Here is a 14,333-nt window from a genome sequence, read left to right as displayed (position 1 = left end):
GACCCTCGGAGCCGGGCTCAGAGCGGCCGCACCTGCTCGGCCTGCGGGCCCTTGCTGCCCTGGCCGAGCTCGAACTCGACCTCCTGGCCCTCGTCGAGCGTGCGGTAGCCGTCCGTCTGGATCGCGCTGAAGTGCACGAAGAGGTCCTGTCCACCCGCTGCGGGCGTGATGAACCCGTAGCCCTTCTCGGCGTTGAACCACTTCACGGTCCCCTGAGCCATGTACGTCTCCTCGTGCATCGTCGCCCGCGAGGCGACCGCCGCCCCGTGGTAGCCCGAGCCTAGCCCGCAGGCGGCGTGCACGGAAGGTGGAACGGCACCTGGCAACAGCTCGGGTTCCAGGGCCGAACGAGCAGGTCACGCGGGTGGTGCACTCGGGTCGTGAAAGCTCCGCCGGACCGGGCGGACGAACCGTCAGCCGACCGGGGCGAGCTCCGACTTGACGATGACGACGACGTCGCCGGAGCGCAGCGTCTGCTGGCTCACCTGCTCCGCGGGGATGCCGAGGATCGCCGCAACCGCGGCTGCGCTGTCAGCGCGGTCCCCCGCGTACCAGACCGACGTCGCCGAGACGGCGTCGGGATCGCCCTCGTAGTCGGCCGCCTCGACGTTCGTGAAACCTTGGTCCGCCAGCGCGTCGCGCCCCTTGCCTGCCTCGCCGCCGATGCCGCTCGCGTTCAGGACACGCACGCTCGCCGACGGGTCGGCCGCCGCCATGAGCGTCGCGAGGTCCGGGGTCTCGGGCGTCTCCTCGGTCGCGGGCGGTTCCTCCGCGGCCGGGGGCTCCTCGGTCGCCGGAGGCTCCTCCGCCGCGGGCGGCTCCTCGGCCTCCCCGGCCGGGGGCTCCGTGGACTGCGCCTGCGGCGGGTCGTCCGTGGCACCGTTGTCGGACAGCAGCGCGACGCCCCCGTACGCGAGGCCGGCGAAGACGACGGCGACCAGCAGGAACGGCCACGTCTTGCTCCACCCGCTGCGCGGCGTGCGGTGCACCCCCACGGGCGCACCCTGCGGCGCGGGCGCGTCGAACTCGTCGGGCGCGTAGGGGTAGCGGCTCTTCGTCACGGCGACAGGGTAGCCCGGTCGGGGCTCTCGGCTAAACGCCCTGTTCGCCCGGACTTCACGCGCGGCCCGTCGTCCCGCGTCAGAGACCCTCGAGCCGGCGCGCCGTGCGCGCCCGCTGCCGGGTGGACCGCATCCGCCGCAGGCGCTTGACGAGCATGGGGTCGTGCGCGAGCGCGGCCGGGGAGTCGATGAGCGCGTTGAGCACCTGGTAGTAGCGCGTCGCGGACATGTCGAACAGCTCGCGCACCGCCTGCTCCTTGGCGCCCGAGTACTTCCACCACTGCCGCTCGAACGCCAGGATCTCCTGGTCGCGCTCGCTCAGGCCCGACGCCGGCGCCTCCGAGGTGGTCGGGTCGCCGACCGCGTCGGGTCCGTCGAGCACGTACGCCGCCTCGCTCATCGTTCCCTCCCTGCACTCGCTCGTCACCGGACCTGCGCACTCCCGTGCGCGCGGCCGCCTCTCAGCCTACGCACGAACCACACCCGTGTCATTCGTCCTCGCCGCACGCTGCGGGCGTGCCGAGGACGCCGGTTAGGCTCGGGCCCGTGGAGAGCGCACCCGCCCAGCCCGTCGCCGTCGACCCGGTCGCGACCGCCTCGACAGCCGACCCCCGCCCGGCCCTCGCGAGCATCATGGCGCCCGACTGGGCCGAGGCCCTCGCGCCCGTCGAGCCGCAGCTGCACGCCCTCGGCGACTTCCTGCGCGCCGAGGTGGCGGCCGGACGGGAGTACCTCCCCGCGCCGTCGGCCATCCTCAACGCGTTCTCGCGCCCCCTGTCCGAGGTGCGGGTGCTCGTCGTCGGGCAGGACCCGTACCCCACGCCCGGGCACCCGATGGGGCTGTCGTTCTCCGTGCAGCCGCACGTGCGCCCCGTGCCCCGCTCGCTCCAGAACATCTTCGCCGAGCTCGCGGACGACGTCGGCGCCCCGACGCCCGCGAACGGCGACCTGTCCGCGTGGAGCGACCAGGGCGTCATGCTCGTCAACAGGGTGCTCACCGTCCGGCCGGGCGAGCCCGGGTCGCACCGCGGCCAGGGCTGGGAGGCCGTCACCGAGGCGGCGATCCGCGCGCTCGTCGCGCGCGACGCCCCGCTCGTCGCGATCCTCTGGGGTCGCGACGCCGCGACCTTGCGCCCGATGCTCGGCGACACCCCCGTCGTCGCGAGCGCCCACCCGAGCCCGCTCTCCGCGCGCCGCGGGTTCTTCGGGTCGCGCCCGTTCTCGCGCGTCAACGAGCTCCTCGTCGCCCAGGGCGCCGACCCCGTCGACTGGACCCTCCCCACCACCTGACCCCCGCCCGCCCCCTCCCCCCGCCTCCGCCGAGCAGGCGGTCCTGGCTCGTCCGCGCCGCGTGACGCGCCAGGACCACCTGCTCGACCCGCCAGGAACGCCGGGTCGACGGCGCGCCGCCCCGCAGGAGCACAATGGGGCGGGTGACGACGCAGAACCCGACGACCACTCCCCTGGCCGGCGACACCGCCGACGCACGCCGACCCGACGACCCCGCTCCCCGCTGGTCGAGCTACGTCGCGATCGGCGACTCGTTCACCGAGGGCCTGTGGGACCCGTACCCCGGCGAGGAGGACCACCAGCGGGGGTGGGCCGACCTCCTCGCCCAGCACCTCGCGACCCGGCGCGTCGCCGCCGGCGAAGAGCCGCTGCGGTACGCGAACCTCGCGATCCGGGGGCGCAAGCTGCGCTCGATCCTCACCGAGCAGGTGCCGGCTGCGCTGGAGCTCCGGCCGGACCTGGTGAGCGTCATCGGCGGCGGCAACGACATCCTGCGGCCGAACGCCGACGTCGACCGCCTCGCGCGCGACCTCGAGCACGCGGTCTCGCGACTGCGCGGCGCGGGGATCGACGTGCTCATGGCGACGGGCTTCGACGCGTCGCAGTCGCCGCTCGTCGGCCTGACGCGGCCGCGCGTCGGCGTGTACAACGCCCACATCTGGTCGATCGCGCGCCGCCAGGGCGCGTACGTGCTGGACCTGTGGGGCATGCGCGCGCTGCACGACTGGCGCGTGTGGTCGGACGACCGCATCCACCTGACCCCCGCGGGGCACGCCCGGGTCGCGCAGGCGGCGCTCGTCGCGCTCGGACAGGCGCCCGACGACGCCGCGTGGGACGACCCGCTGGCTCCCCTCCCGCCCGCGCCGGCCCTGGACCGCGCGCGGCAGAACGCGCAGTGGGTGCGCACGCACGTCGTGCCGTGGGCGCAGCGGCGGCTGCGCGGGACGTCGTCGGGCGACGGGCGGCTCCCCAAGGCGCCCGAGCTGCTGCCCGTCCCGCTCGCCGACCGCTGAGCGCGGACGACTTCGGCAGCGCCTGCCGAGATCGGCGCGCGCGACCACCGATCCGGGCAGCGACTGCCGACCTCGCGCAGCGCGCCGGCACGACGACGCCCCCGGCTCCGTGGAGCCGGGGGCGTCGTGGTGGAGCCGCCTGTCGGATTCGAACCGACGACCGTTCGCTTACAAGGCGAGTGCTCTACCGGCTGAGCTAAGGCGGCGTTCCCGGGGCTGCCGGGCGAGCGAACAGACTACCTGCTCGCCCGGCGCGCCCCGGTCGGCGGCCCGCGCCGGTCAGGGCACGGGCGGCGCGGGTCAGGACTCGGACCCCGTGCCGGTCAGCCCTGGGCGGCGGTGACGGCCTGCGGGAGCGCGTTCGGGTCGCTCCAGTTGCCGTCCCACCGCTCACCGTTGATCGTGATCGTCGGCGTGCCGAACCCGCGCTCGCCGTGCAGCGACGTGTCCTGGTTCACGAGGCTCGACGCCGTCGCGACCCAGTCGCCGAACGTCTCGACGGCGGTCCCGTCCTCGATGCCGGCGGCGACGTCGGCCGGCACGCCCGCCTGCTCGGCGATGTCGGCGATCTGCGCGTCGGTCAGGGTCCCGCTGCCCTCCTGGGGCTGGTTCTGGAACATCGCGGTGTTGAAGTCGTTCATCGACTCGGGCGCACGGTCGGCGACCCAGGCCGCCGCGGCGGCGGAGCGGGTCGAGAACTGCTGCGACTGCGCGACGCGGTCGAGGATCGAGATCGGGTGCAGCACGACGGTCACGTCACCGGACTCGCGGAGCTGGTCGAGCGCCGCGCCGTTCGTCTCCTCGAACTGCCCGCAGATGGGGCACATGTAGTCGAGGTAGACCCCGACCTCGACGGCGCCCTCGTTCTGCGTCCCGGCGGCGCCGTCCGCGCCGATCGGGATGCCGCCGTCCTCGGCGTCGCTCGTGGCCGGGCTCGTGACGTCGGCGAGGTTGCCCGCCGCGACCGCGTCGATCGTCTTGTTCCGGTCGTTCATGGCCGGGATCCACACGGCGAGGAACACGCCGACGAGGACGAGGACGCCCGCGACGAGCGCTCCGATCGTGATGAGGCGGTTGCGCTTGTCGCGCTTGGCCTGCGCCTCGCGCAGCGCGAGCGCCTCCGCGCGCGCGGCCTCGCGGCGCTGGGCCTTGGTCTGGGTTTCGTTGCTGGGCATGGTCGTCCTCCGAGGGAGTGCCGAGAGCTGGGGATGTGTCAGGGTGCGCGCCGACGGGGTCGCGCGGGCCGTGCGTCCGACGGCGTCGTCAGACGAGCGCGACCTGCGGAGGCCCGCGCCGGGTGCGCACCACCGCGTCGGCGAGGTGGTGCAGCGCGGTGGGGACGGCGTCGGGCACCGGGCGCACGACGCGGCGCGCGGCCCCGACGAGCGACCCCACGGGGCGCAGCGCCCCCCGGAGCACGGCGCGCAGCGAGCGCCCGGCCCCGGTCACGACGGCGCGGGAGCGCTCGTGCGCGCGCCGCGCCCAGGCCGACAGGCCCCACGCGACGGCGGCCGCTGCCGCGTGCGCCACGACGACGGGCAGCGCGAGCGCGCCCACGACGGTGACCATGGCGGCCGGGTCGCCCCCGAGTGCGGTGCCCGACGGGCAGTCCGGCGCCTCGTGGACGAGCGCGAGGTGCATCCCGGCGGCACCCCACACCCCCGGCACCGTCACGCACTGGTGCACGACGGCGTACCCGCGGTCGGCGAGGTGCGTCACGACGGCGGCGAGGAGGGTGAGGAGCAGGAGCGCGGGGCCGAGCAGACGGCCGGCTGCGGGCACGACGGACGTGCGCGTCACGCCGCGCGACAGGGCGCGCGGCACCGTCGTCCGGAGCACGGCGCCCATCCTACGCGTGCGGGCTGGTAGGGGGCTGGGAAGGGCCGGTGCCGGCTCAGCGCAGCGACGGCGGGCCGGGGAACGGCCACCAGGTCACGCCCGGGTCCCCCGCGAGGAGCACGAGGGACACGACCGTGAGCACGAGTCCGAGGCCGGCGAGGACGAGCGTCCCGGTGCGTCCGGGCGCGAGCCGCGCCAGGGCGGTCCGGGTCCCGTACCGCGTGAGGTGGGTCAGCGGTCCGACCCAGGCCAGGGTCACCGCCGCGATCGCCGCGAGACACAGCAGGACGGTCGTCACGACGGGCGCGTTGCCGCCGTCGGGGCCCTCGACGACGACCCAGCGGTCAGACTCGAGGAGCCACCAGCCGGCCACGACGACGAGCACCGCGGCGCACGCCGCGACGAGGAGGGACGGGAGCGCGCCGGCGAGCGCGCGCACGACGTACCAGGGCGACGCCGCGACCGCGCGCACCGTGTCCCGGGACGAGACGCCGCGGCGCTCGCGCCGCGCGTGCAGCGACTCGGTCGTCACGCCGACGACGCGCGCGAGCACGACGAGCACCGACAGCACGACGAACGCCACGCCGGGGTACGTCGCGCCGAGCAGCACGAGCGGCACGGCGAGCAGGAGCAGCGCGGTGCGCCGCGCGGCGGGCACGGGGCGCACGTAGAGCGGTTCACCGTCCTCACCGAGGGGCGGGGCGCCGAGGTCGTCCATGAGGTCGTGCCCGACGGGGACGGCCATCGTGCGGCCGTCGTTGACCTGCGCCTGCGACGTGGGCAGGGGCGGGGGCACGACCTGGGCCTGGCCGGTCCACGCGGACGCACCCGTCCACTGGGCTCCGGTGCCGCCGGGCACGACGGCGACGGGCGGCACCACCTGCGTCGGCCCGGTGGGCGGTGCGACCACCTGGGTCGCGGGCGCGGCGTCGCCGGTGTCGGCCGCGTGGCGCAGGGCGGCCACGACCTCCGTCGGCCCGAGGCGCTGCGCCGGGTCGGCGTGCAGCGCACGCCCGATCGCGTGCGCCGTGACGGGCCCGAGGCCCGCGAGGTCGGGGCGTCCGCTGCGCGCGCGGGCGAGCACGACATCCGTCGGCCGCACGCCGAACGGCGCCCGGCCGGTCGCGGCGTAGGCGAGCAGGGCCGCCCAGCCCCACCAGTCGGTGTCGACGCTCGGGGCCGCGCCCTCGAGCAGCTCCGGCGCCAGGTACCCCGGGGTGCCCATGACGAGGCCCGTGGACGTGACGCGCGCGTCCTCGAGCCCCTGGGCGATGCCGAAGTCGATGAGCACGGGGCCCCGCGAGGACACCATGACGTTGCTCGGCTTGAGGTCGCGGTGCACGACGCCGGCCGCGTGCACGGCCTCGAGGGCGGCGGCGAGCTGGTCGGCGAGCTCGTAGAGGTCCCACGCGTCGAGCGGTCCGCCCTCGGCGATCTCGTCCTCGAGCGTGGGGCCGTCGACGAGCTCGGTGACGATGAACGCGTCCGGGCCGTCGAGCTCGACGTCGAGGATCTGCGCGACCGCCGGGTGCCGCAGGCGCTGGAGGGCGCGGGCCTCGCGGCGCAGCCGCTCGCGGCCCTGCGCGGCGGCGTCGAGGTCGACGTGCGCGTGGAGGAGCTTGATCGCGACGAGGTTGCCGCCGCCGTCGTGGGCGCTGTGGACGGTGCCCATGGCTCCGGACCCGAGCCGCGCGCCGATGTGGTAGCCCCCGACCTCGCTGCCGGGGGCGGGTCCGCGTGACGGCCCCCCGGCGACGTTCCGCGCCTCGACGCGCTGCGTGGGCTCCTCCATGGTGACAAGGTAGCGGCAGTGGACGGGCCGGCGCTGGAGGGTGCCGCCCCGACGGGCCCGGTGGGCGACCCGGCCCGGGGCGGCGTCCGGCACCCGACCGGCACCGGACGACCCGTCCATGCGCCCGACGAGCGGACTACCCTGGGCCGCCCAGGCGCGATTCATCGAAGCTCAAGGAGAGGTCCATTGACAGGCAAAGAGGGATTCGATCTCGTCGTGGTGGCCAACCGGCTGCCCGTGGACTTCACGGTCGGCCCCGGCGGTGAGATCGAGTGGAAGCGGTCGCCCGGAGGCCTGGTCACGGCGCTCGAGCCCGTCATGCAGGCGTCCGACGGCGCCTGGGTCGGCTGGTCCGGCGCGCCCGACCTGGCGAGCGAGCCGTTCGACGCCGACGACATGCGCCTCGTGCCCGTGACGCTCTCGGCCGACGAGATCGAGCGGTACTACGAGGGCTTCTCGAACGACACGCTCTGGCCGCTCTACCACGACGTCATCTCCCCGCCCACGTACCACCGCACGTGGTGGGACGCGTACCGCCGCGTCAACCAGCGCTTCGCCGACGCCGCCGTCGCGCAGGCGGCCCCGGGCGCCGTCGTCTGGGTGCACGACTACCAGCTCCAGCTCGTGCCGCAGATGATCCGCGCCCAGCGCCCGGACGTGCGGATCGGGTTCTTCAACCACATCCCGTTCCCCCCGCTCGAGCTGTTCCAGCAGCTGCCGTGGCGCCGCCAGGTGATCGACGGCCTGCTGGGCGCGGACCTCGTGGGCTTCCAGCGCGCGGGCGACGCCGCGAACTTCATCCGTGCGGTGCGGCGGCTGCGCGCCCACACGACGCGCGGGCCGATCATCACGGTCCCGGGCGAGGACGGGCGCGACCGCCACGTCCGCGCCGCCGCGTTCCCCATCTCGATCGACTCGCGCCGGTTCGACGAGCTCGCCCGCACGCCCGAGGTCCAGCAGCGCTCGCGCGAGATCCGCGCCGACCTGGGCGACCCGGACATCATGATGCTCGGCGTCGACCGCCTGGACTACACCAAGGGCATCCGGCACCGCATCAAGGCGTACGGCGAGCTGCTGCAGGACGGCCGCCTCGACGTCGAGCACGCCACGCTCGTGCAGGTCGCGAGCCCGAGCCGCGAGAACGTGGACGCCTACCAGGAGCTGCGCGAGCACGTCGAGGGCGCGGTGGGCCGCATCAACGGCGAGTACGCGGAGATCGGGCACGCCGCGATCCACTACCTGCACCACTCCTACCCGCCCGAGGAGATGGCCGCCCTGTACCTCGCGGCGGACGTCATGCTCGTCACGGCGCTGCGCGACGGCATGAACCTCGTCGCGAAGGAGTACGTCGCGGCCCGCTCCGACGACCGCGGGGTGCTCGTGCTCTCCGAGTTCACCGGCGCCGCCGACGAGCTCTCCTCCGGCGCGCTCCTCGTCAACCCGCACGACATCGACGGGATGAAGGACATCATCGTCGCGGCCGCGCACATGGACCACCGCGAGCAGCGCAAGCGCATGCGCCGGCTGCGCCGCAAGGTCCTCACCGACGACGTCGCGCGGTGGTCCGAGTCGTTCCTCGGCGTCCTCACCGCCATGCCGTCGCGCGTCCCGCGGCGCCGCCCCGAGGACGACGAGCCGGGTGCGCCGCAGCACGCCCGCCAGGGCGAGCGACAGGGCGCGCGACAGGGCGAGCGACAGGGCGCGCGACAGGGCGAGCGACAGGGCACCGACGCAGCGGTGGAGCAGGACGCGTGACCGCGTCGCACCACCCGGCACCGCTGCCCGGACCTGTCGCCGAGGCCGTGCGCGCGTTCGCGGCGGACCCGGACGGCGCACCGGCCGCACGGCTCGTCGCGCTCGACTTCGACGGCACGCTCTCGCCGCTCGTCGACGACCCGCTCACCGCGCGCATGGCGCCGTCGGCGCGGGCCGCCGTCGACCGGCTGGCCGCCGCGCTCGTCGGCACGACGACGCGCCTCGCGCTCGTCTCGGGCCGCAACCTCGCGGACCTCGCCGAGCGCAGCGAGCCGCCCGTCGGCACGTACCTCGTGGGCAGCCACGGTGCCGAGACCGGGCACGTGACCGAGGACGGGCTCGACGCCGTCCCGCTCGACCTCACGCCGGAGCAGGCCGACCACCTCGCCGCCCTGCGCGCGGGCCTGGCCGACGCCGTCGCGGGGCGCGAGGGCGCGTGGGTGCAGGAGAAGCCGAGCGCCGCCGTCCTGCACACGCGGCTCGCCTCGGCGGCGGACACGCAGGCCGCGGAGGACCTGGCCGACGCGGTGGCCGAGCGGCTCGGGCTGCACGCGATGCACGGGAAGGACGTCGTCGAGGTCGCGGTCGTCGAGACGTCGAAGGGCGAGGCGGTGGACCGGCTGCGGGACGTCGTCGGCCAGGACGCCGGCTGCCCCGACGCGCGCACGCGCGTGCTCTACGCGGGCGACGACACGACCGACGAGACGGCGTTCGCCGTGCTCGGCCCGGGCGACCTGGGCGTCAAGGTGGGCGACGGCGACACGCTCGCCGCGCAGCGCGTGCCCGACGCCGACGGGCTCGCCGCTGTGCTCGACCTCCTCGCCGGCCTCCTGGAGCGCCGGGAGGCCTGACCTCGACGGGGTCCGCCGGGCGGCCGCCCGGCGGGCCCCGCCGCCCGCACCGAACCGCTACCGGATCGTGACCGACGCTGTGACGAAGCACTCAGGACCGGGAGTAGGATCGGGTCACGATGACGTCGGGTCCCCTGCCCGTTCCGGAGGGGGTCCGACTTCTTCTGTGTCGTCGAAGACACGCTCGTCCGCCATCGCGAACAGCTACGTCGACGTGGCACGTCACTGCACAACGGATCGTCCGGCACGTACCTGCCGGTGGAGGGATGTACCAGTCATGGCTACGGTCACCTACGACCACGCAACCCGCGTCTACCCCGGGACCGAGCGTCCTGCCGTGGACCAGCTCAACCTGCACATCGAGGACGGCGAGTTCCTCGTCCTCGTCGGCCCCTCGGGCTGCGGCAAGTCGACCTCGCTCCGCATGCTCGCGGGCCTCGAGGACGTCAACGGCGGACACATCTACATCGGCGACCGCGACGTCACGGACGTCCAGCCGAAGGACCGCGACATCGCGATGGTCTTCCAGAACTACGCGCTGTACCCGCACATGTCCGTCGCGGACAACATGGGCTTCGCGCTGAAGATCGCCGGCACGCCGAAGGCGGAGATCCGCCAGCGCGTCGAGGAGGCCGCGAAGATCCTCGACCTCACCGAGTACCTCGACCGCAAGCCGAAGGCGCTCTCCGGTGGTCAGCGCCAGCGCGTCGCGATGGGCCGTGCGATCGTCCGTCAGCCGCAGGTGTTCCTCATGGACGAGCCGCTGTCGAACCTCGACGCCAAGCTCCGCGTCCAGACGCGCACCCAGATCGCGTCGCTCCAGCGCCGCCTCGGCGTCACGACGGTCTACGTCACGCACGACCAGACCGAGGCCCTCACCATGGGCGACCGCATCGCGGTCCTCAAGGACGGTCTGCTCCAGCAGGTCGGCACGCCGCGCGAGATGTACGACACGCCGGCCAACGTCTTCGTCGCGGGCTTCATCGGCTCGCCGGCGATGAACATCGGCACGTTCGCGGTCAACAACGGCGTGGCCGAGGTCGGCCCCGCGCGCATCGCGCTCGAGCGCGAGACGGCCGCGAAGATCACCGACGCCGACAACGGCAAGGTGACGATCGGCTTCCGTCCCGAGGCCCTCGACGTCGTGTCGCAGGCCAACGAGGCCGCGTTCCCGGTCGAGGTCAACATCGTCGAGGAGCTCGGCTCCGACGCGTTCGTCTACGGCACCCTCAAGGGCGACCTGGCCTCGCAGGCCGACGTCCACTCGGGCGCCGGCGACAACCAGGTCATCGTCCGCGTCGACCCGCGCAACGTCCCCGCCAAGGGCGAGCGCATCTACGTGACGATCCGCCCGGGTCAGTCGCACGTCTTCGGTGCGAACTCGGGCCAGCGCCTCAGCTGACACCCCCGCACCACCGCCGCAGGGCGGGTCCTCCCCACGGGAGGGCCCGCCCTGCGGCGTTCCGGGGACCGCCCTCGTCCACGACGTTCCCGGGGAACGCCGTCGTCCGCGACCGACGGCGCGCGCGCTCTTGACACCGCCATGGGTGACCCGAAGACTGCTTTTGCACACGCGACGTCAGAAGTCGCATGTTCGTCACCCAAATCGACAACGCTGTCAATTGGAGCCTCATGCAGATCCCCCACCTCTCCTCGCGCGCCCGGCGCCTCGGCGCGGCGCTGGCGGGCGGCGCTCTCGTCGCGACCGCGCTCGCCGCCGCGCCGGCCGTGGCGGTCCCCGCCGTCGCGCCGCCGTCCGCCGGCCCGTCGACCACCGCGGCGCCCGTCACGTGCGACGCCGACGACGGCCTCCCCGACTCCAAGATCTCGATCCAGCTCTACACGCACGTGGGCGAGCTCGGCGGCTCGGGGACGCCGTCCCCCGAGACGCTCGACCGCGTGCTCGGCGAGGTGGCCGCCGCCGGGTTCACGAACGTCGAGCCGTACAACCAGCCCTACGCGATGCCGGTCGACGACTACCGGGCGATCCTCGACCGGCACGGCCTCCAGGTGTCGTCGAGCCACGGCAGCACGGACCGGGCCTCGTGGCCCGAGACGGTCGCGTACGCCGTCGCGCTGGGCCAGGACTACATCGGGACCGGCGGCATGGCGGGCGGCTACGGCACCTACGACGAGGCCGTCGCGACCGCGGCGTACGTGAACGAGCTCGGGCGGTACGCGCACGAGAACGGCGCGAACAAGATCGTGCTGCACAACCACCAGAGCGAGTTCACCACGCGGTACACCCACCCCGAGACGGGCGAGACGGTGAGCGCGTGGGAGGTCATCGAGGAGAACACCGACCCGCGCTACGTCACGTTCGAGCTCGACGTGGGCTGGGCCGCCGACGCCGGCCTCGACGTCCCGGCGTGGATCGAGGAGCACGGGGACCGCATCGAGCTGCTCCACATCAAGGACGCCGTGAACGTCGACGCGCCGGGCGACATGCGGCAGGTCGCGCTCGGCCGCGGCGAGCTCGACCTCCCGGCGATCATCGCCGCGGCCGAGCCCTACGTCCAGTACTTCACCTACGAGTGGGACTGGGCGCCGTCGTTCGAGACCTCCGCGGAGTCCTACCGGTACCTGCGCTGCTACCAGTCCGACGACGGGGGCGGCGAGGAGGACGAGGACTCGCTCGCCCTGGGCCGGCCCGTGACGGCCTCCAGCATCGACGAGGCCGGCCACGAGCCGGAGAAGGCGGTCGACGGCAACGCCGGGACCCGCTGGAGCAGCGCGTGGAGCGAGCCCGAGTGGATCGCGGTCGACCTCGGTGCGAGCTACGACCTGAGCCGCGTCGTCGTCGACTGGGAGACGGCGTACGGGTCGGGCTACGAGGTCCAGACGTCGCCCGACGGCGAGACCTGGACCACGGTCCGCACCGTCACGGACGGTGACGGCGGGTTCGACGACCTGGCGATCACCGGGACCGGGCAGCACGTGCGGCTCTACCTCACCGAGCGCGCGACGCAGTGGGGCTTCTCCCTCTACGAGCTCGAGGTCTACGGCGCACCGGCCGGGCAGCTCGACCTCGACGTCGAGGTGCAGGCGCGCTGCCTCGCCGGCCAGGCGTACGTCGCCGTCCGGGCGACGAACGGCGAGGACCAGCCCGTCGACGTGACGCTCGCGACGCCGTACGGCACCCGCGAGGTCGCCGACGTCACCCCGGGCGCGAACGCGTACCAGTCGTTCGCGGTGCGCTCCACCTCCGTCGAGAGCGGGACCGTGACCGTCACGGGCACCGCGACGGTCGACGGCGAGGACGTCACGTCGGCGTTCGACGTCGACCACGACGCGCTCGACTGCGCCTGACCTCCTGCCGGTCCCCGCTGCGGGGCGGGTCCGACCCCACGGGCCGGACCCGTCCCGTCGCTCGCGCAGGCGCCGGCGGACGCACCGCGACCGTCGGGCGCACGACCATGGACAATGGACCCGTGACGGTGCACAACCTGCAGATCACCGCGTCGGCCCCCGACCCGGCGCTCCTCGACCTGCCCTGGGACGTCCCGCTCGAGGAGTGGCCGGCGGAGACGCTCGCCGCCCTCCCCCGCGGCATCTCGCGGCACATCGTGCGGTTCGTCCGCCTCTCCGGGCGGGTGATCGCGATCAAGGAGATCGGCGAGACGGTCGCGTACCGCGAGTACGAGCTGCTCCGGCAGCTCCGTCGGCTCGAGGTGCCGAGCGTCGTCCCCGTGGGCGTCATCACCGGGCGCCAGGACGCGCACGGCGAGCGGCTCGAGGCCGTGCTCATCACCGAGCACCTCCAGTTCTCGCTCCCCTACCGCGCGCTGTTCAGCCAGTCGCTGCGCCCGGACACCGCCACGCGCCTCATCGACGCGCTCGCCGTCCTCCTCGTGCGCCTGCACCTCGTGGGGTTCTACTGGGGTGACGTGTCGCTGTCGAACACGCTGTTCCGGCGCGACGCGGAGACGTTCGCCGCCTTCCTCGTGGACGCCGAGACGGGCGACCTGCACCGGGAGCTCTCCCCCGGGCAGCGCTCGTACGACGTCGACCTCGCGCGCACGAACATCATCGGCGAGCTCATGGACCTCGCCGCCGGCGAGCTGCTCGACGAGGACGTGGACGAGGTCGCGATCGGCGACGCGCTCGTCGCGCGCTACGAGGAGCTGTGGGAGGCCCTGACGACGTCCGAGTCGTTCGACGCGAACGAGCGGTGGCGCGTCGCGGCCCGCATCGAGCACCTCAACAACCTCGGCTTCGACGTCGACGAGCTCGCGATCACGACCGACATCGACGGCACGACCGTGCAGATCCAGCCGAAGGTCGTCGACGCGGGGCACCACTCACGACGCCTGCTGCGCCTCACCGGCCTCGACGTGCAGGAGAACCAGGCCCGCCGTCTGCTCAACGACCTGGACTCGTTCCGGGCGGCGGCCGAGCGACAGAACGACGACGAGGAGTTCGTCGCGCACGACTGGCTGAGCGGCGTGTTCGAGCCCACGATCCAGGCCGTGCCGCGGAACCTGCGCCGCAAGCTCGAGCCGGCGCAGCTGTTCCACGAGATCCTCGACCACCGCTGGTTCATCTCGGAGCGTGCCGGTCGCGACGTGCCGATGGCGGAGGCGACGCAGTCGTACGTGGAGAACGTCCTGCGCCACCGCCCGGACGAGAAGGCGATCCTCGGCCTCGCGCCCGGCGAGAAGGACCCCGAGTACTACGGCTGACGGACGAGGGGGGGGGGGGGGGGGGGGGGGGGGGGGGGGGGGGGGGGGGG

At 74.2% G+C, this 14,333-nt stretch carries 13 protein-coding genes and 1 tRNA gene; 7 read left to right on the top strand and 7 right to left on the bottom strand.

Annotation, left to right across the window (positions count from 1 at the left end; all coding sequences use genetic code 11):
- Positions 1-17 precede the first annotated feature (17 nt).
- From AC3WT4_RS16920 to AC3WT4_RS16910, 3 genes are all read right to left on the bottom strand, one after another.
- Positions 18-221 carry a cold-shock protein gene (locus AC3WT4_RS16920; RefSeq protein WP_021482750.1) on the bottom strand — a complete coding sequence of 68 codons (204 nt, stop codon included), beginning with the start codon at positions 219-221 and terminating at the stop codon, positions 18-20.
- Between the two features lie 192 nt (positions 222-413).
- A complete protein-coding gene (locus tag AC3WT4_RS16915) occupies positions 414-1,061 on the bottom strand; it encodes a LytR C-terminal domain-containing protein (protein WP_074808205.1) in 648 nt (215 codons plus the stop codon).
- Between the two features lie 79 nt (positions 1,062-1,140).
- Entirely contained in the window at positions 1,141-1,461 is a 321-nt protein-coding gene (locus AC3WT4_RS16910) for a DUF3263 domain-containing protein (RefSeq protein WP_021482752.1), read from the bottom strand.
- A 230-nt stretch (positions 1,462-1,691) separates the two neighbouring features.
- Between AC3WT4_RS16910 and AC3WT4_RS16905 the strand changes: the two genes are divergently transcribed.
- Positions 1,692-2,351, top strand: a complete 660-nt coding sequence (locus tag AC3WT4_RS16905; RefSeq protein ID WP_492316002.1) for a uracil-DNA glycosylase — start codon at positions 1,692-1,694, stop codon at positions 2,349-2,351.
- Positions 2,352-2,485: 134 nt separating this feature from the next.
- The gene (locus tag AC3WT4_RS16900; protein WP_492315982.1) at positions 2,486-3,364 is read left to right on the top strand and encodes an SGNH/GDSL hydrolase family protein; all 879 of its coding nucleotides are present in this window, start codon (positions 2,486-2,488) and stop codon (positions 3,362-3,364) included.
- A 130-nt stretch (positions 3,365-3,494) separates the two neighbouring features.
- Here the strand turns inward: AC3WT4_RS16900 and AC3WT4_RS16895 are convergent.
- From AC3WT4_RS16895 to AC3WT4_RS16880, 4 genes are all read right to left on the bottom strand, one after another.
- Positions 3,495-3,570, bottom strand: a tRNA-Thr gene (locus AC3WT4_RS16895).
- Between the two features lie 117 nt (positions 3,571-3,687).
- Positions 3,688-4,539 (bottom strand): DsbA family protein, encoded by an 852-nt coding sequence (locus tag AC3WT4_RS16890; RefSeq protein ID WP_400109044.1) that lies wholly within the window; start codon positions 4,537-4,539, stop codon positions 3,688-3,690.
- 88 nt (positions 4,540-4,627) lie between these two features.
- Positions 4,628-5,203 (bottom strand): hypothetical protein, encoded by a 576-nt coding sequence (locus AC3WT4_RS16885; protein ID WP_492315981.1) that lies wholly within the window; start codon positions 5,201-5,203, stop codon positions 4,628-4,630.
- 55 nt (positions 5,204-5,258) lie between these two features.
- Positions 5,259-6,995, bottom strand: coding sequence for a serine/threonine-protein kinase (locus AC3WT4_RS16880; RefSeq protein ID WP_074808569.1), 1,737 nt, complete (start codon positions 6,993-6,995; stop codon positions 5,259-5,261).
- Between the two features lie 216 nt (positions 6,996-7,211).
- Between AC3WT4_RS16880 and AC3WT4_RS16875 the strand changes: the two genes are divergently transcribed.
- From AC3WT4_RS16875 to AC3WT4_RS16855, 5 genes are all read left to right on the top strand, one after another.
- Positions 7,212-8,750 carry an alpha,alpha-trehalose-phosphate synthase (UDP-forming) gene (locus AC3WT4_RS16875; RefSeq protein WP_492315980.1) on the top strand — a complete coding sequence of 513 codons (1,539 nt, stop codon included), beginning with the start codon at positions 7,212-7,214 and terminating at the stop codon, positions 8,748-8,750.
- Positions 8,747-9,601, top strand: coding sequence for a trehalose-phosphatase (gene otsB, locus AC3WT4_RS16870; protein WP_492315979.1), 855 nt, complete (start codon positions 8,747-8,749; stop codon positions 9,599-9,601). Before AC3WT4_RS16875 ends, otsB begins: the two co-directional genes overlap by 4 nt.
- Before the next feature lie 277 nt (positions 9,602-9,878).
- Complete coding sequence (locus AC3WT4_RS16865) at positions 9,879-11,003, top strand: ABC transporter ATP-binding protein (RefSeq protein ID WP_074808213.1); 1,125 nt, start codon at positions 9,879-9,881, stop codon at positions 11,001-11,003.
- A gap of 188 nt (positions 11,004-11,191) precedes the next feature.
- Positions 11,192-12,910, top strand: a complete 1,719-nt coding sequence (locus AC3WT4_RS16860; RefSeq protein WP_492315978.1) for a discoidin domain-containing protein — start codon at positions 11,192-11,194, stop codon at positions 12,908-12,910.
- 107 nt (positions 12,911-13,017) lie between these two features.
- The gene (locus AC3WT4_RS16855; RefSeq protein WP_044144390.1) at positions 13,018-14,283 is read left to right on the top strand and encodes a DUF4032 domain-containing protein; all 1,266 of its coding nucleotides are present in this window, start codon (positions 13,018-13,020) and stop codon (positions 14,281-14,283) included.
- Positions 14,284-14,333 lie beyond the last annotated feature (50 nt).

Source organism: Cellulosimicrobium sp. EB106-03-01-XG111 (assembly GCF_058792115.1).
The sequence above is the reverse complement of the archived record's forward strand: the minus strand, read 5'-3'. Positions and strand labels throughout refer to the sequence as shown.

Bases quoted from the DNA above. Each gene is read 5' to 3' on its own strand.
- AC3WT4_RS16920 (WP_021482750.1), bottom strand. From the start codon at position 221: ATGGCTCAGGGGACCGTGAAGTGGTTCAACGCCGAGAAGGGCTACGGG.
- AC3WT4_RS16910 (WP_021482752.1), bottom strand. From the start codon at position 1,461: ATGAGCGAGGCGGCGTACGTGCTCGACGGACCCGACGCGGTCGGCGAC.
- AC3WT4_RS16900 (WP_492315982.1), top strand. From the start codon at position 2,486: ATGGGGCGGGTGACGACGCAGAACCCGACGACCACTCCCCTGGCCGGC.
- AC3WT4_RS16890 (WP_400109044.1), bottom strand. From the start codon at position 4,539: ATGCCCAGCAACGAAACCCAGACCAAGGCCCAGCGCCGCGAGGCCGCG.
- AC3WT4_RS16880 (WP_074808569.1), bottom strand. From the start codon at position 6,995: ATGGAGGAGCCCACGCAGCGCGTCGAGGCGCGGAACGTCGCCGGGGGG.
- AC3WT4_RS16865 (WP_074808213.1), top strand. From the start codon at position 9,879: ATGGCTACGGTCACCTACGACCACGCAACCCGCGTCTACCCCGGGACC.
- AC3WT4_RS16860 (WP_492315978.1), top strand. From the start codon at position 11,192: ATGTTCGTCACCCAAATCGACAACGCTGTCAATTGGAGCCTCATGCAG.
- AC3WT4_RS16855 (WP_044144390.1), top strand. From the start codon at position 13,018: ATGGACAATGGACCCGTGACGGTGCACAACCTGCAGATCACCGCGTCG.